At 71.7% G+C, this 20,793-nt stretch carries 17 protein-coding genes; 13 read left to right on the top strand and 4 right to left on the bottom strand.

What is annotated here, in order from left to right; genetic code table 11:
* Window positions 1-4 precede the first annotated feature (4 nt).
* Entirely contained in the window at window positions 5-760 is a 756-nt protein-coding gene (locus ACIQWG_RS01500; RefSeq protein WP_404089044.1) for an alpha/beta fold hydrolase, read from the bottom strand.
* Between the two features lie 192 nt (window positions 761-952).
* Between ACIQWG_RS01500 and ACIQWG_RS01495 the strand changes: the two genes are divergently transcribed.
* From ACIQWG_RS01495 to ACIQWG_RS01480, 4 genes are all read left to right on the top strand, one after another.
* Complete coding sequence (locus ACIQWG_RS01495; RefSeq protein WP_404089042.1) at window positions 953-1,477, top strand: PadR family transcriptional regulator; 525 nt, start codon at window positions 953-955, stop codon at window positions 1,475-1,477.
* 132 nt (window positions 1,478-1,609) lie between these two features.
* Window positions 1,610-1,906, top strand: a complete 297-nt coding sequence (locus ACIQWG_RS01490) for a hypothetical protein (RefSeq protein ID WP_404089040.1) — start codon at window positions 1,610-1,612, stop codon at window positions 1,904-1,906.
* Window positions 1,907-2,042: 136 nt separating this feature from the next.
* A complete protein-coding gene (locus ACIQWG_RS01485; RefSeq protein ID WP_404089038.1) occupies window positions 2,043-2,939 on the top strand; it encodes a hypothetical protein in 897 nt (298 codons plus the stop codon).
* 280 nt (window positions 2,940-3,219) lie between these two features.
* Window positions 3,220-4,614 carry a tannase/feruloyl esterase family alpha/beta hydrolase gene (locus ACIQWG_RS01480; RefSeq protein WP_404089036.1) on the top strand — a complete coding sequence of 465 codons (1,395 nt, stop codon included), beginning with the start codon at window positions 3,220-3,222 and terminating at the stop codon, window positions 4,612-4,614.
* Between the two features lie 3 nt (window positions 4,615-4,617).
* Here ACIQWG_RS01480 and ACIQWG_RS01475 read toward each other — a convergent pair whose 3' ends face one another.
* Window positions 4,618-4,800 carry a hypothetical protein gene (locus tag ACIQWG_RS01475; RefSeq protein WP_062704261.1) on the bottom strand — a complete coding sequence of 61 codons (183 nt, stop codon included), beginning with the start codon at window positions 4,798-4,800 and terminating at the stop codon, window positions 4,618-4,620.
* 299 nt (window positions 4,801-5,099) lie between these two features.
* Here ACIQWG_RS01475 and ACIQWG_RS01470 point away from each other — a divergent pair, with 299 nt between their 5' ends.
* From ACIQWG_RS01470 to ACIQWG_RS01460, 3 genes are all read left to right on the top strand, one after another.
* Window positions 5,100-7,952: a DEAD/DEAH box helicase gene (locus ACIQWG_RS01470; protein ID WP_404089034.1), complete on the top strand. Its 2,853-nt coding sequence runs from the start codon at window positions 5,100-5,102 to the stop codon at window positions 7,950-7,952.
* Complete coding sequence (locus ACIQWG_RS01465) at window positions 7,949-9,232, top strand: SWF or SNF family helicase (RefSeq protein WP_404089032.1); 1,284 nt, start codon at window positions 7,949-7,951, stop codon at window positions 9,230-9,232. Before ACIQWG_RS01470 ends, ACIQWG_RS01465 begins: the two co-directional genes overlap by 4 nt.
* Before the next feature lie 218 nt (window positions 9,233-9,450).
* Window positions 9,451-10,794, top strand: a complete 1,344-nt coding sequence (locus ACIQWG_RS01460) for an esterase-like activity of phytase family protein (protein ID WP_404089030.1) — start codon at window positions 9,451-9,453, stop codon at window positions 10,792-10,794.
* A gap of 81 nt (window positions 10,795-10,875) precedes the next feature.
* Here ACIQWG_RS01460 and ACIQWG_RS01455 read toward each other — a convergent pair whose 3' ends face one another.
* Complete coding sequence (locus ACIQWG_RS01455) at window positions 10,876-11,112, bottom strand: hypothetical protein (protein WP_404089028.1); 237 nt, start codon at window positions 11,110-11,112, stop codon at window positions 10,876-10,878.
* Between the two features lie 426 nt (window positions 11,113-11,538).
* Window positions 11,539-12,705: a xylose isomerase gene (xylA, locus tag ACIQWG_RS01450; protein WP_404089026.1), complete on the bottom strand. Its 1,167-nt coding sequence runs from the start codon at window positions 12,703-12,705 to the stop codon at window positions 11,539-11,541.
* Window positions 12,706-12,909: 204 nt separating this feature from the next.
* On the opposite strand from xylA, the gene xylB reads away from it, so the two are divergent.
* The 6 genes from xylB (at window position 12,910) to ACIQWG_RS01420 (ending at window position 20,651) form a co-directional block, all read left to right on the top strand.
* The gene (gene xylB, locus ACIQWG_RS01445) at window positions 12,910-14,355 is read left to right on the top strand and encodes a xylulokinase (RefSeq protein WP_404089024.1); all 1,446 of its coding nucleotides are present in this window, start codon (window positions 12,910-12,912) and stop codon (window positions 14,353-14,355) included.
* 14 nt (window positions 14,356-14,369) lie between these two features.
* Window positions 14,370-15,578, top strand: coding sequence for an ROK family protein (locus ACIQWG_RS01440; protein ID WP_404089022.1), 1,209 nt, complete (start codon window positions 14,370-14,372; stop codon window positions 15,576-15,578).
* A gap of 360 nt (window positions 15,579-15,938) precedes the next feature.
* Window positions 15,939-16,949, top strand: a complete 1,011-nt coding sequence (locus ACIQWG_RS01435) for an acetamidase/formamidase family protein (RefSeq protein ID WP_404089020.1) — start codon at window positions 15,939-15,941, stop codon at window positions 16,947-16,949.
* Between the two features lie 42 nt (window positions 16,950-16,991).
* Window positions 16,992-17,612 carry an N-acetylmuramoyl-L-alanine amidase gene (locus ACIQWG_RS01430; protein WP_404089018.1) on the top strand — a complete coding sequence of 207 codons (621 nt, stop codon included), beginning with the start codon at window positions 16,992-16,994 and terminating at the stop codon, window positions 17,610-17,612.
* Between the two features lie 117 nt (window positions 17,613-17,729).
* Window positions 17,730-19,007 (top strand): GAF domain-containing protein, encoded by a 1,278-nt coding sequence (locus ACIQWG_RS01425; RefSeq protein ID WP_404089016.1) that lies wholly within the window; start codon window positions 17,730-17,732, stop codon window positions 19,005-19,007.
* Window positions 19,008-19,127: 120 nt separating this feature from the next.
* Window positions 19,128-20,651: an aldehyde dehydrogenase family protein gene (locus ACIQWG_RS01420; protein WP_404089014.1), complete on the top strand. Its 1,524-nt coding sequence runs from the start codon at window positions 19,128-19,130 to the stop codon at window positions 20,649-20,651.
* Window positions 20,652-20,793: the final 142 nt, after the last annotated feature.

Genomic DNA, 20,793 nt, shown 5'->3' with positions numbered 1-20,793 from the left:
CGGCTCACCCTCGTCCGGCGACGACCTCGGCGAAGGCGTCGGGGGCGTCGAGCATGACGTTGTGACCGGCGCCCGGCACGGTCACCACGCGTACGCCCGCCTCCTCCAGGGCCTGCCTTCCGGCGAGTTCACCGCTCGCCCCGCCCTGGAGGAACACCCGGTCGATCGGCAGCCGCGCGAGGATGTCGCGCATGACCGGCACGGACCCCCGCCTCAGCCCCACGGCACTGCGGTGCAGCGCGCGCGGGTCCGCCAATCGCATGGTCGCCGCCCACACCGGCCCGACCGCGTCCAGCACGCGCGCGTAGGCCTCTTCGACGAAGGTCTCCTCGTCATGGGCGGTGATCCACGCGCTCCCCGCGGCGGGCGGGGGTGAGGCGTCGAGGTTGGCCTCGGTGAGGACCAGCCGGGAGACCAGCTCGGGCCGGCGGTGCGCGAGCACGATGGCGACCGAACCGCCCATGCTGTGCGCGATCAGCTCGGCGCCGCTCACTCCCGCCGCGTCCAGGGCCGCCGCCAGGGCGTCGGCGTGCTCCTCCAGGGTGTAGCCGAAGTCCGCGGGCCGGTCGCTGATGCCGTGCCCCGGAAGGTCGACGAACAGGCTCCGTCGCCCCGCGAGTTCGGGCCGGGCCGCGATGTGGGCGTGGTACACGGAGGAGACCGACCCCAGTCCGTGCACGTACACGCGCGCGGGCTCCTCCCCCGGCGCCTCCGTCCATCGGATACGACTGCCCCTGCCGTCGAAGTCGGCCTGCTTCATCGCGCCCCCCAGAGTCTTGTTGGCACTCGCACTATATACATCGGATACGAGGTATTGAGAGATCGATGCATGCACGAACCGATGTACATGCCATCCGATGTGCAGGCCATCCGATGTACACGCGCGCCGAAGTACATGCCTCCCGATGTACAGGACTCCCGATGTACACCGGAGCCGCGCGAGAATGTGGTCATGCTTGAGCTCGCCATCCTCGGATTCCTCTGCGACGCCCCGCTCCACGGCTATGAGCTGCGCAAACGCATCGCCGCACTCATAGGGCACGTGAAGCCGGTCGCCGAGAGCACGCTGTACCCGGCGATCAAACGGCTGGAGAAGGCGGACCTGCTCGCCCGGACCACCGAGCCCGGATCAGTGGCCGCTCCACGCCATGTGCTGACGCCGACCGAGAAGGGACGACGGGAACTGCGCCGCCGACTCGCCGAGCCGGACCCGCGGGACATCAGCGACGAGAACCGGTGGTTCGCCGTGCTCGCCTTCCTGCGCCACCTGGACGACCCGGCCGCCCAGTCCGCCGTACTGCGCCGTCGGCTGGCCTTCCTGAAGGAGCCCGCGAGCTTCTTCTACGACGGCGACCGCCCGCTGCCGGCGGAGGAGGTGGACGATCCCTTCCGACGCGGCATCCTGACCATCGCGCGGGCCACGTCCCGGGCCGAACTCAGGTGGCTGCGAGAAACGATCGCCTCACTCGACGCCTGAGCCACGGCCATCGAGTCGCCGGGAGCCCTTCACCGCGTCGCCCCTCTTCTGCCGCCCGGACTCCAACTCTACGTTGATTGGCAGGAGACGGACGATCAGCCAGGACAGCCACAGAGGGGGCAGGTGGTCATCATGTGGGGCAGGGTGCGCAAGTCGTGCGCGAGGTTCCTCCGGGCTTTTCGAGGGGAGCCGGACACCGGCGGCGACCGGCGCACACACAATTTGTTCGAGGCGGCCGCCGTGTATGTGTCCGCTTGCGCGGAGGACGACCAGGACCAGATCGACGAGGCCACGGGCTGGGTTTCCCCGGAGGCGCTGTCGTTCGGCGTGAGCGAGCTGGCGTGCCGCGCCGTCATCGCGCTCGCCCGGGAGCGCGACGAGTCGCCGCAGACCGTGGCCCGGTCCCTCCTCGGGCTCCCGGCGGCCTGACGGCGTGGGCGAAATCGCGGTCGATTCGCCCCGTCCGGCCGGAAAACAGCAGCTCGAGTGCGCCTGGGAGTCGTGACAAGCGGCTTCCGGTCGCACTAGGGTGCGCGCCGATGGACGAACCGATGGGGAGGCTGGGATGGCCGGGACGGACGAGGAGGCCGTCGCCGCCGCGGACGATGCGCTCTATGTGCTCACGGCGGTGTTGCTGACGCCGGCGAAGTTCCCGAGCGTGCTGGGCGACGACTATCCGGAGGCCTGCGCCGCGCTGGGCCTCGCGCCGCTCGCCGACGGCTACGGCCTGGTGCTCGGCCAGGACGGCGACGGCGCCCGGTGGACGGTCGTCATCGACGACGTCTCCCTGGTGGCCGTCGCCATCGCGTCCTGGGACTGTGGCATGGAGTACGACCTGTCGCCCGACGAACGCACGGTCGTCGCCGCGCTGCCCGGCTGGCCGCTGGCGGTGGCCGTCGCCGCCCCCAACGTGCCCGCACCGCACGACCCCGCCCCCGACGACGCGGACGGTCCTCCGCTGGCGCCGCCGGACACGAGCGTGTGGGGCCCGGCTCAACGGCGCCTCGGTGCCGACGAGATCGCCCTTCAGTGGGCGATGTGGCGGGAACAGATCGACGACGCGCAGTTCGCGTCGCCGGACGGCGCGCCGGAGGCCGTCGGGACTCCCGACGCGAGCGAGGGCGAGGGCGACGACGGGAGTGTCGCAAACACCGAGCCGGCCGGGAGCGCCGAGCAGGTCGAGGGGCAGGGCGGCCACAGCGGTGTCCGGCGAGTCCTCGCGGAGGCCCGCGCCTACGTGGACGCCCCGCCTCCGCTCGGCCGCGTCCGGTCCTCCTTCGCGCCGGGCGACGCACGGACCCTGCGCGCCGACGGCCCCGGCTGGTCGCTGGTCGCCCGGACCGACGACATCGCGTTCGTGCTCCTGGACGACGAGCCCGGCGAGGTGCTGCCGGTGGGCCGTGGCCCGGAGCTGCCCGGGCTGCTGGAAGCACTGGACAAGATGGCCGTCCGCCCGATCTGAATCCGGGCGGTGCGACCGCGCGCCCATAGTGAGCTCGTGACACGGCCGCTGCGCCTGGAGCGCGATGGCGGACTTGGGACGGGAAGGCATGGCAGACCTTCCCTCTCCGTGGTGACGTCGTGGGCTTTCGCCTACGGCAACCCTGTCCCGAGGCCCCATCTGACGGCGGCCTTCCATGTGGCCCCAACCCATGGCTGGCACGGACCCGAGCCCGCACGATGAGGCAGCCTTCACGGATTCACTTCCGTTTCCCCCGTCTCCCCTCTGCCAGGAGGCCTCCATGCGTCTGTCCAGGGCTGTCCCGATCGTTGCCGCCACGCTGCTGGCCACCGCCCTGAGCGGGCCGACTCCCACGACGGCCGCGGCGGTCGGCGAGGCGCACTGCGGGCGTCAGGAGCGTGTACGGATACCGGGCGCAGCCTTCCAGCAGACCGCCTGCCTGCCGGACCTGACCACGACGGGCCTGGCCGGCACGCCCTACACCGACACCACCGACCAGGCCGGCCTGACCGCACAGGGCACGCGGACGCCGTCCGGTGTGCCAGGGATTCAGGTCGACGGCTACTTCCCCGACTCCTCTCGGTTCAACAACACCCACGGTTGGGGTCATGACGCGCAGTTCGTGATCCGGCTGCCCGACCGCTGGAACGGCGGACTGGTCGTCACCGGAGCCCCGGGCACCCGCAGGCAGTACGCGACGGACAAGGCGATATCCGACCAGGTGCTCGCGCTGGGCTATGCGTACGCGGCGACCGACAAGGGCAACAGCGGCTCCGACTTCTACCGGGACGGCAAGCGGCCGGGTGACGCGGTCGCCGAGTGGAACACGCGGACCACTCAGTTGACGCGGGCCGCGCGCAGGGCGGTGACCCAGCGCTACGGCCATGGGCCCCGCCGTACCTACATGACCGGCATCTCCAACGGCGGATACCTGACACGCTGGCAGCTCGAGAACCACCCCGAGCTGTACGACGGCGGCGTCGACTGGGAGGGCGCCCTGTGGACCGCCGACGGCCCCAGCCTCCTCACCTCCTTGCCCACGGCCGTGTCCCGCATGTTCGGCTCCGCGCGGGACGAGGACCTGTACCGCGTCGGCTTCGCGCGCGGCTCCGAGTTCCTGTGGCCGTACCACGAGCGGGCCTACTGGGGAGTCACGCAGAAGATCTATCGCGCCGAGTTCGACCCGTCGTACGACCCTGGCTGTCCCGGACCGTCCGCCGGGACGACGCCGGAGCAGATCCTTGCGCCGTGCGCGTCCGACGCCCGCTACGACTACGCGTCGCGCCCCGCGTCCGTCCACCGGGCCGTGGACCGCGTCGCCCTGACCGGGCGCATCGGCCGACCGCTGATCACACTGCACGGCGATCTGGACGCGCTGTTGCCCAAGGCGGCCGACTCCGATGTGTACGCGCGGATGATCGACGCGAGCGGGCGGGGCTCACTGCACCGCTACTTCACGATCGCGGGCGGCACGCATGTCGACGGCTTGTACGACACCTATCCGGACCGGCTCCGACCCATCCTGCCCTGCTACCGGTCGGCGTTCGACGCGCTGGTCGCGTGGGTGGAGCGAGGCACGCGACCGCCCGCGGACCACACGGTCTCCAGGCCCGCGAGCGGTGACGTGCTCAACTCCTGCGCGCTGTCCACCCCTGTCGCACCGGCGGCCGGGTGAGGATCAGCGACCCAGCTCCTTGCGCGTGGCCCGGCGCAGCCTGCGCCGCTGTGACGGGTCGAGCGTGAGGTACGCGGCGGCCGGGACTCCCAGGACTATCAGGAGCGCGGCCCACCACGGCAGCCAGATCAGCAGGATGAGGCCGGCCGCCACACCTCCCGCGGCGATCTTCGCGTTCTTCGACATGTGCGTCGCCTCCTTCGCGGCCACTGCCGCTCTCTGACCTGAAAACGGGTCCGCGCCGCCGGCGGTTCCGAGCCGCGACCCTGAGACGACCCTGAGGTCCGGCCCCTACGGGTCGCGGAGGTCCGGGGACGACCGACGCCCGATCCACATCGGTCGAGCCCGGGCTCCGCACACCTGAGATACCCATACCAACCAAGGGTGACCCAGGTCACTCAGCAGGCGGACCGAATCGCTGCCGAGTGCTGTACCCTCAACCCCTCCCACTCCGGGTAGTCAAGTTTGAGGAGAGTCGCATAGCTGTGCCGAGGCTTCCCGAGGCAACACCGCCCGAGATCTCCGAACTGGCCTCTTGCCATGCCGTTTTCGTGCCCGGCGATCCCGCGCGCACCGGCCGGGTCGCCTTCTGGCACCCCGACGGCGGCGCCGTTCCGCCCGTCGCGTCCGGATCCGTCGAGGATCTGGAAGTCGTCCTGCCCGGCGACGGCGGTGTCGAGCTGGTACGCGTGCCGGCCGTGCTGCTCCCGGTGCGAGCCGCCCTGCCCGCGCTCACGCGTGCGCGTACGTCCACGCAGGCGCCCCGCGCGGCCGTCTTCTGGGGCACGGCGGCCGTGCTGGCCCTGCGACTCGTGGCACGGGGACTGATGCTGCCCGGCCTCTCCGCGGACGATCACGACGCCTGGCGCGCCGGTCCACTGCGCCCAGAGGACGTCGAGCACATCCGTGCCCTCGCCGCCGCCATGCCGCCCGAAGCGCACGCGGTGCCACTGAGCGTCCCGGGGCCGCTGCGGTTGCCGGATCCGGAGCGGCTGCTGCGGGCCTTCCTGGACGCGGTCGCCGACGTGCTTCCCCGCTCCCCCGCGGCGGCGCTCGTGACGGGCGGCCCCGCCTACGCGGCACGGGAGCCGCAGCGGGTGCCCGCGCTGCGCGCGTGGGCTGACGATGTCGCCGCGGGCCACGACGCGGGCGTACGGCTCTCCCTGCGGCTGGAGGTCCCCGGCCTCGCCGAGGCGACGGACGACGATGCGGCGCTGTCCTTCCGGGCGGCGCTCCAGGTGCACAGCGTGAGCGACCCGACGCTGGTCGCGGACGCCGCCGACGTGTGGGCCGGAGCGGAGGGCTTCGGCCCGCACGCCCGGATGGAAGCCCTGCTGGCACTGCGCCGCGCGGCCCGCGCCTGGGCTCCGCTCACGCCGCTGCTCTCGGCAGCCGTACCGGACGTGGTGGAACTCGCCGACGAGGAGGTGACCGACCTCCTTGGGGCGGGCGCGCGGCATCTCGCCGGGGCCGGAATGGACGTCCACTGGCCCAAGCACCTCGCGCGGGAGCTGACGGCCCGAGCGGTGATCGGTCCGCCCGACGAGGAGGCGGCGCCCGGCGGGAGCCCGTCGGACATGCCGTCGTTCCTGTCCGCCGACTCGCTGCTCGCCTTCAACTGGTGGTTCGCGCTGGGCGGCCAGCGGCTAACGCGCGAGGAGCTGGACCGTCTTGCGGAGGCGAACCGCCCGGTGGTGCGGCTGCGCGACCAGTGGGTCCTGGTCGATCCACATGAGGTGCGCCGCACCCGTGCGCAACAGGACCACAAGGTCACGCCCATCGACGCGCTGGGCGCCGCGCTGACGGGCTCCACGGAGGTGGACGGCCGGCGGGTCGAGGTGCGGCCCACGGGCTGGCTGGCGGCGCTGCGGGAGCGCCTCGCGGATCCCGAGGGACAGGAGCCCGTGGGCCAGCCGCCGGCGCTCGCGGCGACGCTGCGGGACTACCAGCGCCGCGGCCTGAGTTGGCTGGCCCGCATGACATCGCTGGGCCTGGGCTGCTGCCTGGCCGACGACATGGGCTTGGGCAAGACGATCACACTCATCGCACTGCACCTCCACCGGCAGTCCGACACTTCGTCCGCCGGTCCGACGCTGGTCGTGTGTCCGACGTCCCTGATGGGCAACTGGCAGCGCGAGATCGAGAAGTTCGCACCCGGCACGCGCGTACGCCGCTTCCACGGCTCCCGGCGCGACCTGGAGGCGCTCGCGGACGGAGAGTTCGTGCTCACGACCTACGGCACGATGCGCCTGGACGCGCGGCGGCTGGCCGAGGTGCCGTGGGGCATGGTCGTGGCCGACGAGGCCCAGCATGTGAAGAACCCGTACTCCGCGACCGCGCGCGCGTTGCGCTCCATCGGCGCACGCGCGCGCGTGGCGCTCACCGGCACGCCGGTCGAGAACAACCTGTCGGAGCTGTGGGCGATCCTCGACTGGACGACCCCGGGTCTGCTGGGCCGCCTCGGCACCTTCCGCGCGCGCTACGCCCAGGCCGTCGAGGGCGGCCAGGACCCGGCCGCCGCGGAGCGGCTCGCCCGGCTCGTGCGCCCGTTCCTGCTGCGCCGACGCAAGTCCGATCCCGGGATCGCCCCGGAACTCCCGCCGAAGACCGAGACGGATCGCGCGGTGTCCCTGACCACGGAACAGGCGGGCCTGTACGAGGCGGTGGTCCGCGAGACGCTGGCGGAGATCGCCGAAGCCGACAGCATGGCGCGGCGGGGCCTGATCGTGAAGCTCCTGACGGGCCTGAAGCAGATCTGCAACCACCCGGCGCAGTTCCTCAAGGAGGAGAGGCCGACGATCGCCGGACGCTCGGGGAAGCTGGAGCTGCTGGACGAACTGCTCGACACCATCCTCTCCGAGGGTGCGAGCGTCCTGGTCTTCACGCAGTACGTACGGATGGGACGTCTCATCGAAGAGCATCTGGCGGCCCGCGGAGTGCACACACAGTTCCTGCACGGCGGAACACCCGTGGCGGAGCGCGAGGCTCTGGTGGGGCGCTTCCAGGACGGTGAAGTGCCCGTCTTCCTGCTGTCGTTGAAGGCCGCGGGCACCGGTCTGAACCTGACCCGCGCCGAACATGTCGTGCACTACGACCGCTGGTGGAACCCCGCCGTCGAGGCCCAGGCCACCGACCGCGCGTACCGCATCGGCCAGACCCGGCCCGTACAGGTGCACCGGCTGATCGCCGAGGGAACCATCGAGGACCGCATCGCCGACATGCTGAACCGCAAGCGTGAGCTCGCCGACGCGGTGCTCGGCGCGGGCGAGGCAGCGCTCACGGAGCTGACGGACGCGGAGCTGGCCGATCTGGTGGAACTGCGAGGGGGCACGAGATGACTCGGCACGACGATGATCTGGAGCGCACGTTCGCGGCGCTGCCGCCCGCGCACGGGCGAGGCTTCGCGCAGACGTGGTGGGGCCAGACCTGGCTGAAGGCACTGGAGGAGACGGCGCTGGACTCGTCACAGCTCAAGGCCGGACGCAGGCTGGCGCGAGCGGGCGCGGTCGGCGCGGTCTCGGTGCGCCCGGGGCGCATCACGGCGGTGGTGCAGGGCCGCGATCACACGGCACACCGGGCGGACGTACTGCTGGAGGAGCTGACCGCGGAGGAGTGGGACCGCTTCCTCGACATGGCCGTGGAGCGGGCCGGGCATGTCGCCGCGCTACTGGACCGCGAGATGCCACCGCACCTGGTGGAGGACGCCTTGGCCACGGGCATCGAACTGCTCCCGGGCATGGGCGATCTCGAACCGAGGTGCGGCTGCGAGGCCTGGGACCACTGCGGTCACACAGCGGCCCTCTGCTACCAGGTGGCACGGTTGCTGGACCAGGACCCCTTCGTGCTGCTGCTGATGCGCGGACGGGGCGAACGCGAGCTCCTGAACGACCTCCAGGCCCGCAGCACCGCAGCCGCCGACAGCCGGCGCGAACGGTCCGAACCGTCCGAGCCCGAGGGCGTGGACGCCGCGGAGGCGTATGCGACGGGCGACATCCTGCCGCCGTTGCCCGCACCGGCCGAGGTGCCCGCCGGGCCTGGGGTGCCGCCGTCCCTGGACACCGAGACGCTGCCAGGGCCCGGTGTCGATCCGTCCGCGCTGGAGTTCCTGGCTGCCCGGACCGCCGCGGAAGCGCACCGCATGCTCATGGAGGCGCTGCGGACGGATCCGGAACAGCAAATCGTGGAAACGGAGTTGAGCCTCGAACAGGATGCCGTGCGCCTCGCCGTCGGCGGTCCGCCCGCGCACGTGGCCGAACGGCTGGCCGCCGGATCGGGGCGCGGCCGCGACGAATGGGAGGCCGCCGTGCACGCTTGGCGACTGGGCGGGGTCTCCGCGCTTTCGGTGCTCGACGAGGAGTGGTCCGTCGAGGGCGAAACGCTCGCACGCGCGCGTGCCGCCCTGGATTCGGCCTGGGACGAGGAGGAGCGGCCTGCGCTGCGGGCGCAGGGCAACCGTTGGACCATCGTCGGCGAGCCGGGGCAACTGCGCCTCGGACGGGACGGACGCTGGTGGCCGTATCGCGAGGAACGGGGCCGCTGGGTGCCGGCGGGAGGTCCGGCGCGGGATCCGGCGACGGCGCTGGCCTCGGTGCGGCACACGGACCACGAGCAAGCGTAGAGCTCAGCCTCGGCTGACTCGGTGAGGTGTGGGGCCATAGTCGGAATCGTCGGCGGTGCTCAGGCGAACAGGCTTGACAGCGAGGCCAGTTGAGCTGCCGTCGACGACTTCCGCCCGCCGAGCGCCCGTCGCCCCGCGTTCACCCTCCGGTCGTCAGGCGTTCCGCGCGGGCTCCAAATCTGGCCGCTGTCAGAGAACTTGGTCCTCAGGAGGCCCGAATGTCCCCGCACGCCACAGGCCGGCGCCGTGCTCACCGTCTCGTCGCCGGGGGTGTACCCCTCGCCGTGATCGCGGCGCTCGCGGCCGCCGGGCCCGCCGGCGCCGGGGACGGACACCACACCGCGCACGTCGAGCGCACCGCCACCCTCGGCGACGTCCCGCTCGCCGCGTTCAGCAACGCGCTGCTGCCCGGCACCGTGGGCGACGACCGGGGCGTGGACCTCGGCGGCATCGGAAGCGACATCTACCCGGCGGGCCGCAAGGGCGAGTTCTGGACGGTCACCGACCGCGGCCCCAACGGCCAGATCAAGGTGGACGGTTCGAAGCGCCGTACGTTCCCGGTGCCGGGCTTCGACCCGGCGATCGTGAAGATCCGGGTGACCGGCAGCACCGTGAAGGTGCTGGACGCGATGGCGATCACCATCGCGTCCGGCAAGGCCGTCACCGGTCTGTCGAACCAGCAGGGGCGCGACGAGGCGCCGTACACCTATGACGCGCGGACTCCGCTCACGTACAACCCGAACGGACTCGACACCGAGGGCATCGTCCGCGCCGCCGACGGGAGTTTCTGGCTCGTCGACGAGTACGGCCCCTCCCTGGTCCACGTCTCCGCGCGCGGGAAGGTCCTCACGCGGTATGTGCCCAAGGGGCTCGGCCTCACCGGCGCCGACTACCCGGTGGTGGAAGCGCTGCCCTCCGTGCTGCTGCACCGGAAGATCAACCGCGGTTTCGAAGGGCTCGCCCAACTGCCGGGCGGCGACCTGGTGATGGCCGTACAGAGCCCGCTGTCCCTGCCCGACACGGATGCCGGGGAGGCGTCGCGCACCACGCGGCTGCTGCGCTTTTCGCCGAAGAAGAAGGCGATCACCGCGGAGTACGCGTACCGCTTCGACGCGGTGAACGTCGTGGACCCCGGCGAGGACGACACCTCCGAACTGAAGATCTCCTCGGTCGTGGCCGTGGGCGGAAACCGGCTGCTGGTCGAGGAGCGCACCGACAAGGCCGCGCGCCTCCAGTTGGTCCGTCTGGACCGTGCGGCGAACATCCTCGGCAGCCGCTGGGACGACGACACGACCTCCCCGTCGCTCGAGCAGCTCGACGACCCGAAGACGTCGGGCGTTCCGGTACTGCGCAAGCGTCTGGTCGTCGACCTCGGCACCGTCGCCGGTGTGCCCGGGAAGATCGAGGGCGTCGCGCGTGTCGACCACGACACCCTGGCGCTGATCAACGACAACGACTTCGGGATGACGGACGGCGCGGAGGCGTTCGACGAGGACGGACGGCTGGTCGACAGCGGCATCGAGACGTCCGTGATCTACGTGCGCATCCCGCACGGCATCTGACGCCGGATCGGACGCGAGACGCGGACACGCGCGAGTGCCCCTCGGGGAGCGGTACGCGCGCGTGCCGCTTCCTTCCGGCGTCTACGGCAACTCGTCCGCCAGCGACGGCAGCAACGACTCCAAGCCGCTGGGCAGGCCACTGGGCAGCTCGGTCGGGAATCCCGACGGCAGTGACGTGGGCAGCTCGCTCGGCAGTCTGCTGGGGAGCTCGGTCGGGATGCTGAAGGACGGCCTGGGCGAGCCGCTCGTGCTGCTCTCGGCTGGCGTCTTCTCGTCGGGTGAGTCGTCGCTGCCCGAGGCCATCAGGACCACGGCCACAACGGCTCCTACGGCCACAATGGCGATGAGCAGGATGACGAGCGGACCGCGCCGCCGGCCCGGTCCGCCTCCGCCCCCGGGCGGCTCCGGGGGTGGCCAGGCACCGTACGAGGGCGGGCCACCGTCCCCCGGAGGCGGCCCGTACCCTCCCGGTGGCCCGTAACCCCCTGTGGTGGGTGGTCCGAAGCCGCCGCCCGGAGGCGGCGTGTCACCCGGCGGTCCTGGCGGCTGAGGCGGTACGGGCGGCATGGCCATACCGTCCAGAGTCGCCGTTGCGCGGGCCGTGGCGCGACCCCCACATGGGGGTTAATACGCGCCCATTCCACGGATCGCACGATTCCGGAACATTCCGCGGGACTTGGGCGCGGCCCGGATCCAGCCGGGCCGGTACCCCGCGCGGCGCAGGCAGGCGGCGAAGGCGTGGGTTCAGCCGCGCACGCCCAGCAGATGGTCCATCGCCAGCTGGTCGAGGTGCTCGAACGCCATCCCGCGCGCGGCGGCCTTGTCGACGTCGAACTCCTCGAAGGCCGTGCGGTCCGCGAGCAGCCCCTTCAGGCCGTCCGCCGCAGTCGGCTGGGCCAGTTCGTCGAGACGCGAGGCACGCAGGGCTGCCTGGACCTCCGGGTCGGCTCGGAAGGCCGCCGAACGCTCCTTCAGGATGAGGTAGTTGCGCATGCAGCCCGCCGCCGACGCCCACACACCGTCGAGGTCCTCGGTCCGCGGCGGCTTGAAGTCGAAGTGACGCGGGCCGGCGTAACCGGCGCTCTCCAGGAGGTCGACCAGCCAGAAGGCGGCACGCAGGTCCCCGGCACCGAAGCGCAGGTCCTGGTCGTACTTGATGCCGGACTGGCCGTTGAGGTCGATGTGGAAGAGCTTGCCCGCCCACAGCGCCTGCGCGATGCCGTGCGGGAAGTTCAGCCCGGCCATCTGCTCGTGACCGACCTCGGGGTTCACGCCGTACAGCTCGGGGCGTTCCAGGCGCTCGATGAACGCCAGCGCGTGGCCGACGGTGGGCAGCAGGATGTCGCCGCGCGGCTCGTTCGGCTTGGGCTCGATCGCGAACTTCAGGTCGTAGCCCTGGGAGGTGACGTACTCGCCGAGGAGGTCGAAGGCCTCCTTCATACGGTCGAGGGCCACGCGCACCTCCTTGGCGCCACCGGACTCCGCGCCCTCGCGGCCGCCCCAGGCCACATACGTCTTCGCACCGAGTTCGACCGCGAGGTCGATGTTGCGGATCGTCTTGCGCAGGGCGTAGCGGCGCACGTCGCGGTCGTTGGCGGTGAACGCGCCGTCCTTGAAGACGGGGTGCGTGAAGAGGTTGGTGGTGGCCATCGGCACCGTCATGCCGGTGGCGTCGAGTGCCTCACGGAAGCGCTTGACGTGCGCCTCGCGCTCGGTGTCGGAGGACCCGAACGGGATCAGGTCGTCGTCGTGGAAGGTGACGCCGTGGGCGCCGAGATCGGCCAGGCGCCGCACCGTCTCGACCGGGTCGAGGGCTCGGCGAGTGGCGTCACCGAAGGGGTCCCTTCCCTGCCAGCCGACGGTCCACAGACCGAAGGTGAACCTGTCCTCGGGGGTGGGCTGGTAGCTCATGCCACGGCTCCTCGCTTACTGACGACTGCTTGCTGCGACTGCCTGCCAGGACTATTTCGTCATGGCACTTTACAAATTAGTATGCCCACACGTCCCTGGGAAGGGACAAGATGTCCCTGAAGGGGTGAAGTCCGGGTCGCCACTCCCGGCGCACCCTCGAAACAGCAGGTCAGAGCCGCAGAACCGCAGAAAAGGGAGAGCCCGATGTCAGCAGCCGAGGGTCCGCTCGTCGTCGGCGTGGACACATCGACCCAGTCCACGAAGGCCCTGGTCGTCGACGCGTCGACCGGGCAGGTCGTCGCGAGCGGCCAGGCAGCCCACACGGTGTCCTCCGGCGCCGGCCGCGAGAGCGACCCTCGCCAGTGGTGGGACGCCCTCGGCAAGGCGCTGCGTCAGTGCGGCGAGGCCGCGCACGAGGCGGCCGCGGTGTCCATCGGCGGGCAGCAGCACGGCCTGGTCACCCTCGACGACCGGGGCGAGCCGGTCCGCCCGGCGCTGCTGTGGAACGACGTGCGCTCGGCGCCCCAGGCCCGCCGTCTGACCGAGGAACTCGGCGGCGCGAAGTTCTGGGCCGAGCGCGTCGGCTCCGTCCCGGCCGCGTCCTTCACGGTCACGAAGTGGGCCTGGCTGGCCGAGCACGAACCGGAGTCCGTCCGGGCCACCAAGGCCGTACGCCTCCCCCACGACTACCTCACCGAACGCCTGACGGGGCTGGGCACGACCGACCGGGGCGACGCGTCCGGTACGGGCTGGTGGGCGTCCGGGACGGAGTCGTACGACGACGAGATCCTCGCGCATGTGGGGCTCGACCCGGCGCTGCTGCCCCGTGTGGTCCGGCCCGGCGAGATCGCCGGCACCGTCCGCGACAGCCACGACCTGCCATTCTCCAAGGGCACCCTGGTCGCGCCGGGTACCGGCGACAATGCCGCCGCCGCGCTGGGCCTCGGCCTGCGCCCCGGCATGCCCGTACTGAGCCTCGGCACCTCCGGCACGGTGTACGCGGTCTCGAAGCGGCGCCCCGCCGACCCGACCGGCACGGTGGCGGGCTTCGCGGACGCGCACGGCGACTGGCTGCCGCTGGCCTGCACCCTGAACTGCACGCTCGCCGTCGACCGTCTGGCGGCCCTGCTGGGCCTCGACCGTGAGGCCGTCGAGCCCACCACCGGCATCACGCTTCTCCCGTACCTGGACGGCGAGCGCACACCGAACCTGCCGAACGCCTCCGGCATCCTGCACGGCCTGCGCCATGACACGACCGCGGGCCAGCTCCTCCAGGCCGCCTACGACGGCGCCGTGCACGCCCTGCTCGGCGCCCTCGACCTGGTCCTCGACGACGACGCGGACCGCTCGGCCCCGCTGCTGCTGATCGGCGGCGGCGCCCGGGGCACGGCCTGGCAGCAGACCGTACGACGGCTGTCGGGGCGCCCGGTGCAAATCCCCGAGGCGAGGGAACTGGTCGCGCTCGGCGCCGCCGCCCAGGCGGCAGGCCTGCTGACCGGCGAGGACCCGGCCGCGGTCGCCCGGCGCTGGAACACCGAGCGGGGGCCGGTGCTCGACGCCGTCGAGCGCGACGAGGAGACGCTGGCCAGGATCAGCGGGGTACTCTCCGACGCGGCCCCGCTGCTGGAGCGAGCCCCCGAAACGCACTGAGGACTGACGGAGGAATGACCGCACCGCCGCACGAGGCGCACCCGACCGGCGCCGGGCGCGCACTGCCCGACACCCAGCAGGGCATGCGCCGCCGCAACCTCGCCCGGGTGATGCACACCGTCAGCGCCGAGGGCCCGCTCTCCCGTGCGGCCGTCGCCTCCCGGATCGGGCTGACGCGTGCGGCGGTCTCCACCCTCGTCGACGAGCTGATCCGCTCCGGCCTGCTGGACGAGCTCGGTCCCGAGCGGCCCGGACGGGTGGGCCGGCCCGGCTCGGCGCTCGCCGTCAGCGGGCACGGTCCGGCCGGGATAGGCGCGGAGATCGGCGTCGACCATCTCGCCGTCTGTGCCGTCGATCTGCGCGGCGAGGTGCGTTCCAGGGCGGTTCGGCACGCCGCGAACCGGGGACGCGCGCCCGAACCGGTCATCGAGGAACTCGACGCATTGGTACGCCAGGTCGTCGCCGAGGCGGAACGCGAGGGACTGTGGCCCACCGGCCTGGCGGTCGCCGTTCCGGGTCTGGTGGCGCGCGACGCCCGCACGGTCGTACGCGCCCCGAACCTCGACTGGCACGACACCGACCTGGCCGCCCTGCTCCCCGCGCACCATCCCCTCACCGTGGGCAACGAGGCCGACTTCGGCGCACTCGCCGAACTCTGGCTCGGCGAAGGCACCCCTCGTGACTTCCTGCATGTGTCGGCGGAGATCGGCATCGGTGCGGGCATCGTGGTGGACGGCGGGCTGCTGCGTGGAACGCGCGGCTTCGCGGGCGAGTTGGGCCACGTGCCTGTCCGGCCCGACGGACCCGAGTGCCCCTGCGGGGGGCGCGGGTGCCTGGAGCAGTACGCAGGTGAGGAGGCGGTGCTGCGCGCAGCCGGACTGGAGCCCGGCGACGACCGGGTGGGGCTGCTCGCCGGGCTGGCCGCCGAGGGGGACGAAAACGTACGGCGTGCCCTGCGCGACGCGGGAACGGCGCTCGGTGTCGCGCTGACCGGCGCGGTCAATCTGCTGGACCCGGAGAGCGTGGTGCTGGGCGGTGCGCTGGCCGGGCTCGCGCCCTGGCTGCTGCCGTCGCTGGAGGCCGAATTGGCCCGGCGCACGGCGGGGCCGGCCTGTCCGGTGTCCGTGTCTCGGCTGGGTCCGGAGGGGCCGTTGCTGGGGGCCGCGCACTCCGTGGTGCGAGCGGTGCTGGACGATCCGGCCGCCGTGGCGGAACGGGCCTGATTCCAGGGCTGAAAGGCCCGACTGAAGTCAGAACAGGGTCGATTCCAGGGCCTGTTCACTCGTGTGAGTGACGGAGTTGTCCACAACCGGGCCGCCGTCCACGGAAACCCAGCGGGCCCTTCTGCCCGACCGACCAGCGCCGTACCGTGATTCACGTGAGGCGCAGCCGTCGTGTCGGCGTCATCCCGGGGTGACAGCCGACACCACGCGTCTCCGTCCTCGACGTCCCTCAGCCACCGGCCTTCCCCCGGCCTTATCGACGCCCCATCCTCGCCCACCGGAGTTCTCGACGACCCTCCCCGCCTTACGAGGACGCCCCCTCCCCCCGCCTTCCGCAGAACAGAACGGAGCTGTGCAGCCATGAGCGACCCTCGGATCCTCACCGTGCGACCCGAGCCGGGCGAATACGCCTGGACCTTCGGCGGCGCACCGCCGGTCGCACGCATCGCCCCCGGCACGGTCCTCGATCTGTACACGGAGGACTGCTTCGCGGGACGGGTGCGGTCGGAGAAGGACCTGGTCTCGGAAGTGTGCGAATTCCCTTACCTCAACCCCCAGACAGGGCCCTTCCATATCGAGGGCGCCGAGCCGGGAGACACGATCGCGGTGCACTTCGTGTCGATCGAACCGGCCCGGGACTGGGCCGCCTCGACCACGGTCCCGCTCTTCGGCGCGCTCACCTCGACGCACACCACGGCCACGCTGCAACCACCCCTGCCGGAGACCGTCTGGATCTGGCAACTGGACCGGGCCCGGCGTACGGCGCTGTTCCGGGCGCACGACAGTGACTTCGAGGCCGAGCTGCCCATGGATCCGATGCACGGCACCGTCGGGGTGGCGCCCGCCAACCTGGAGGTGCGCTCGGCGCTGGTGCCCGACGCGCACGGCGGGAACATGGACACACCGGAGATGCGGGCGGGCGTCACCTGCTATCTCGGGGTGAACGTCGAGGGCGCGCTGCTCAGCCTCGGCGATGGGCACGCCCGCCAGGGCGAGGGCGAGACCTGTGGGGTCGCGGTGGAGTGCGCGATGAACACCGTGGTGATCGTCGAGTTGCTCAAGGGGCTCGCCACCCCGTGGCCCCGGATCGAGTCGGACACGCACATCATCTCGACGGGCTCGGCACGGCCGTTGGAGGACGCGTTCCGGATATCCCAGCTCGACCTGGTGCAGTGGCTGGCGCGGGACTACGGGTTCAGCGAGTTGGACGCCTACCAGTTCGCCACGCAGGCGGTCGAGTCGCCGCTGGCCAACGTGTGCGACACCAACTACACCTGTGTGGCCAAGATCCGCAAGCAGTGGCTGCCCGCGCGCGAGACGCACCGCGGAGTGCACGCACGGCTGCGGGAGACCGCCGCGACGCTGCGCTGAGCAGGCCCGGGCCCGACTCGACGACCGAAAGGCAATCACCTCTTGGAACGCGCAACACCACGTCCCGAACAGCGAAGACCGCGTCTCAGCCGACGGAAGATCCTCCAGGGCACCGCCCTCGCCGCCGTCCCGTACGCCCTGCTGCCCGAATGGCGAGCCGGGCTCCACGTCCCCGGCCCGGACTACCCGCTCGCCGAGTGGCGGCCGGCGAGCACCGCCAACTACACGGTGGCCAACCGCCCCTTGTCCCATCCAGTCGACCGGGTGATCATCCACGTGACACAGACCCGCTACCGCAACTCCCTGTCCGTCTTTCAACGTCCGAAGCACCAGGTGTCCGCCCACTACGTCGTCCGCTCGGCCGACGGACACACCTCCCAGTGTGTTCGGGAGGCGGACATCGCGTGGCACGCCGGGGACTGGGACCTCAACACGCGCAGCGTCGGCGTCGAGCACGAGGGATGGGTGGACCAACCCGCCTGGTTCACCGACGTCATGTACGAGACGTCGGCCCGTCTCACCGCGACGATCTGCGCCAGACACGGCATACCGACGGACCGGGCGCACATCATCGGGCATTACGAGGTGCCGGGCACCGATCACACCGATCCCGGTCCGCACTGGGACTGGACGCGGTACATACGACTCGTCAACGCGGTCTGAGGCTCGCACATCTGCGCCGGTGCGCCAGTCGTTCGGGTACCCCTCGTCGAAAAGGTTGTCCGTGCGCGTACTCGGAGTGACGATGTCCCCAGCCGCATCGCTTCCGGGGAGGCCGAGTTGACCGATCCGTGGGTGGCTCTGGAACCGGGAGCCGACCCCGCCGAGCGCGTACGGGTGTTGCGTCGGGCGCATGAGACGTTCACCGAGGTGGGCACCGTGCCGAAGCCGGTGCGGGGCGTGGTGGCCGACTCATGGCGGCGCTCCGCGCGGGCCGGTGTCGGTCCGGACGGGACCGCGTCCGTGGAACTCGTGGACGGCGACCTCGGCAGCTACCGCGCGGAGCATCCGCTGGCGCGGGTGATGCCACTGTTCCGCGAGTTGCTGGGCGGTTTCGCGTCCGACGGCGAGCATCTGCTGGCGGTGTGCGACGCGCACGGCAGGCTGCTGTGGGTCGAGGGACATCCGACGACCAGGCGCAAGGCGGGAGGGATGAACTTCGTGCCGGGGGCGCGGTGGGCGGAGAGCGCGGTCGGGACGAACGCGCCGGGCACGGCGGTCGCCGTGGACCGGCCGGTGCAGGTGTTCGCGGCCGAGCACTTCATCCGCCGCGTGCAGCCCTGGACGTGTGCGGCGGCGCCGGTGCACGATCCGCGCACGGGGCGGGTGCTGGGGGCGGTGGACATCACCGGCGGTGACGGGCTGGCGCATCCGCACAGCCTGGGGTTCGTGCAGGCGGTGGCGCGGGCCGCGGAGTCGCATCTGGCGCTGCTGGCGCCGCAGACGCCCGCGGCGGACACAGTGGAACTGTCGGCGTTGGGCCGCGACGAGGCGCAGTTGCTCGTGGCCGGCCGCCGGCTCAGGCTCAGTCGGCGGCACAGCGAGATCCTGGTGCTGCTGGCGCGCCACCCGGAGGGGCTGACCGGCGACGAGTTGCTGTGCGCGCTGTACGAGGACGAGTCGGTGACGCCGGTGACCCTGCGCGCCGAACTGGCCCGACTGCGTCGTCTGCTCGGCCCCGCCCTGGTCGGTTCCCGGCCCTACCGGCTGACGGTGCCGGTGGAGTCGGACGTCACGGTCGTCGAACGCCGCCTGGAGACAGGCGCGGTCACCGCGGCGGCCACGGCGTACACGGGCCCGCTGCTGCCCGGTTCCCAGGCGCCGGCGGTGGTGCGGCTCAGGCGTCTCCTCGCCGACGGACTGCGTACCGCGCTGATCGCCGGCCACGATCCCGATCTGCTGGCGGACTGGGCGCACGCGCCCTGGGGCGGGGACGACATCGATGTATGGCGGGCACTGGCCGCGGTACGCCCGACGGCGGCGGTGCGGTCCCGGCTGGCGGCGCTGGAGTCCGAGCTCTCGGCACCGCCGGCCCGGTCTCGCCGGCCGGCGCACTGAGCGACCGGCGACCATCCCGGAACCGCCGCCTCACGCAACGTACTTGCAACCTCGCCGTCCCTAGCCTCGCGCGCAGAGCCGCCCAACGGCGGGCGGCGGTTCTTCGGGAGGCAGAGCAGTATGACCCGTTACGCGGCGCCCGGCACCGAGGGTGCGATCGTCTCCTACCAGGCACGCTACGACCACTTCATCGGCGGTGAGTACGTGCCGCCGATCCGGGGGCAGTACTTCGACAACCCGACGCCGGTGAACGGGCAGCCGTTCACCGAGATCGCGCGGGGCACCGCGGAGGACGTGGAGCGGGCGCTGGACGCGGCGCACGCGGCGGCCCCGGCGTGGGGCCGGACGTCGGTGACCGAGCGCGCCGACATCCTGCTGAAGATCGCCGACCGTATGGAGGCGAACCTGGAGAAGCTGGCCGTCGCGGAGAGCTGGGAGAACGGCAAGCCGGTCCGGGAGACCCTGGCGGCCGACATTCCACTGGCCATCGACCACTTCCGCTACTTCGCGGGGGCGATCAGGGCCCAGGAGGGGTCGCTCGGCGAGGTCGACGACGACACGGTGGCGTACCACTTCCACGAGCCGTTGGGTGTGGTCGCGCAGATCATCCCGTGGAACTTCCCGATCCTCATGGCGACCTGGAAGCTCGCCCCGGCGCTGGCGGCGGGCAACGCGGTCGTGCTGAAACCGGCCGAGCAGACGCCGGCGTCCATCCACTACTGGCTGAGCCTGGTCGCCGACCTCCTCCCGCCCGGCGTGCTCAACGTGGTCAACGGCTTCGGAGTGGAGGCGGGCAAGCCACTGGCGTCCAGCCCGCGCGTCGCCAAAGTGGCGTTCACCGGGGAGACCACGACCGGCCGGCTGATCATGCAGTACGCCTCGGAGAACATCACTCCGGTCACCCTCGAACTCGGCGGCAAGTCCCCGAACATCTTCTTCGACGACGTCTGGGCGGCGAACGACGACTTCCGGGACAAGGCGCTCGAAGGCTTCACGATGTTCGCGCTCAACCAGGGCGAGGTGTGCACCTGTCCGTCCCGGGCGCTGGTGCAGCGGGGCCGGTACGCCGAGTTCATGGAGGCGGCGATCGCGCGGACCGAGCAGATCAAGACCGGTCACCCGCTCGACACGGACACGATGATCGGCGCCCAGGCCTCCAACGACCAGTTGGAGAAGATCCTTTCCTACCTGGACATCGGCCGGCAGGAAGGCGCCCGGGTCCTCACGGGCGGCGAACGTATCGAGCACGACGGTGAGTTGAAGGGCGGCTACTACGTCCAGCCCACCGTCTTCGAGGGCGACAACCGCATGCGGATCTTCCAGGAGGAGATCTTCGGCCCGGTCGTCTCGGTGACGTCCTTCGACGACTTCGACGACGCCATCAAGATCGCCAACGACACCCTGTACGGGCTCGGCGCGGGCGTGTGGACGCGGGACATCAACACCGCGTACCGCGCGGGCCGGGCGATCCAGGCGGGCCGCGTCTGGACGAACTGCTACCACGCCTACCCGGCGCACGCGGCGTTCGGCGGCTACAAGGGGTCGGGCATCGGGCGTGAGACGCACAAGATGATGCTGGAGCACTATCAGCAGACGAAGAACCTGCTGGTGTCCTACGCGCCGAAGAAGCTCGGCTTCTTCTAGGCACCGCTTCCAGGCACCGCGCCCGGCGAAGGGCGTCTGACCGGGCGTGCCACCCGTCAGGCGTCCTCGTCGGAGAGGACGGGCGCACGTCCGGGATGCGGGGGGAACGACGGCGGCGGAGATTGGAGGTATCGACCTCGGA

It is taken from the genome of Streptomyces sp. NPDC098781 (assembly GCF_044759995.1).
Taxonomy (GTDB): Bacteria; Actinomycetota; Actinomycetes; order Streptomycetales; family Streptomycetaceae; genus Streptomyces.
Note: the sequence above shows the minus strand (reverse complement) of the source record. Positions and strands in the feature narration are given on the sequence as shown.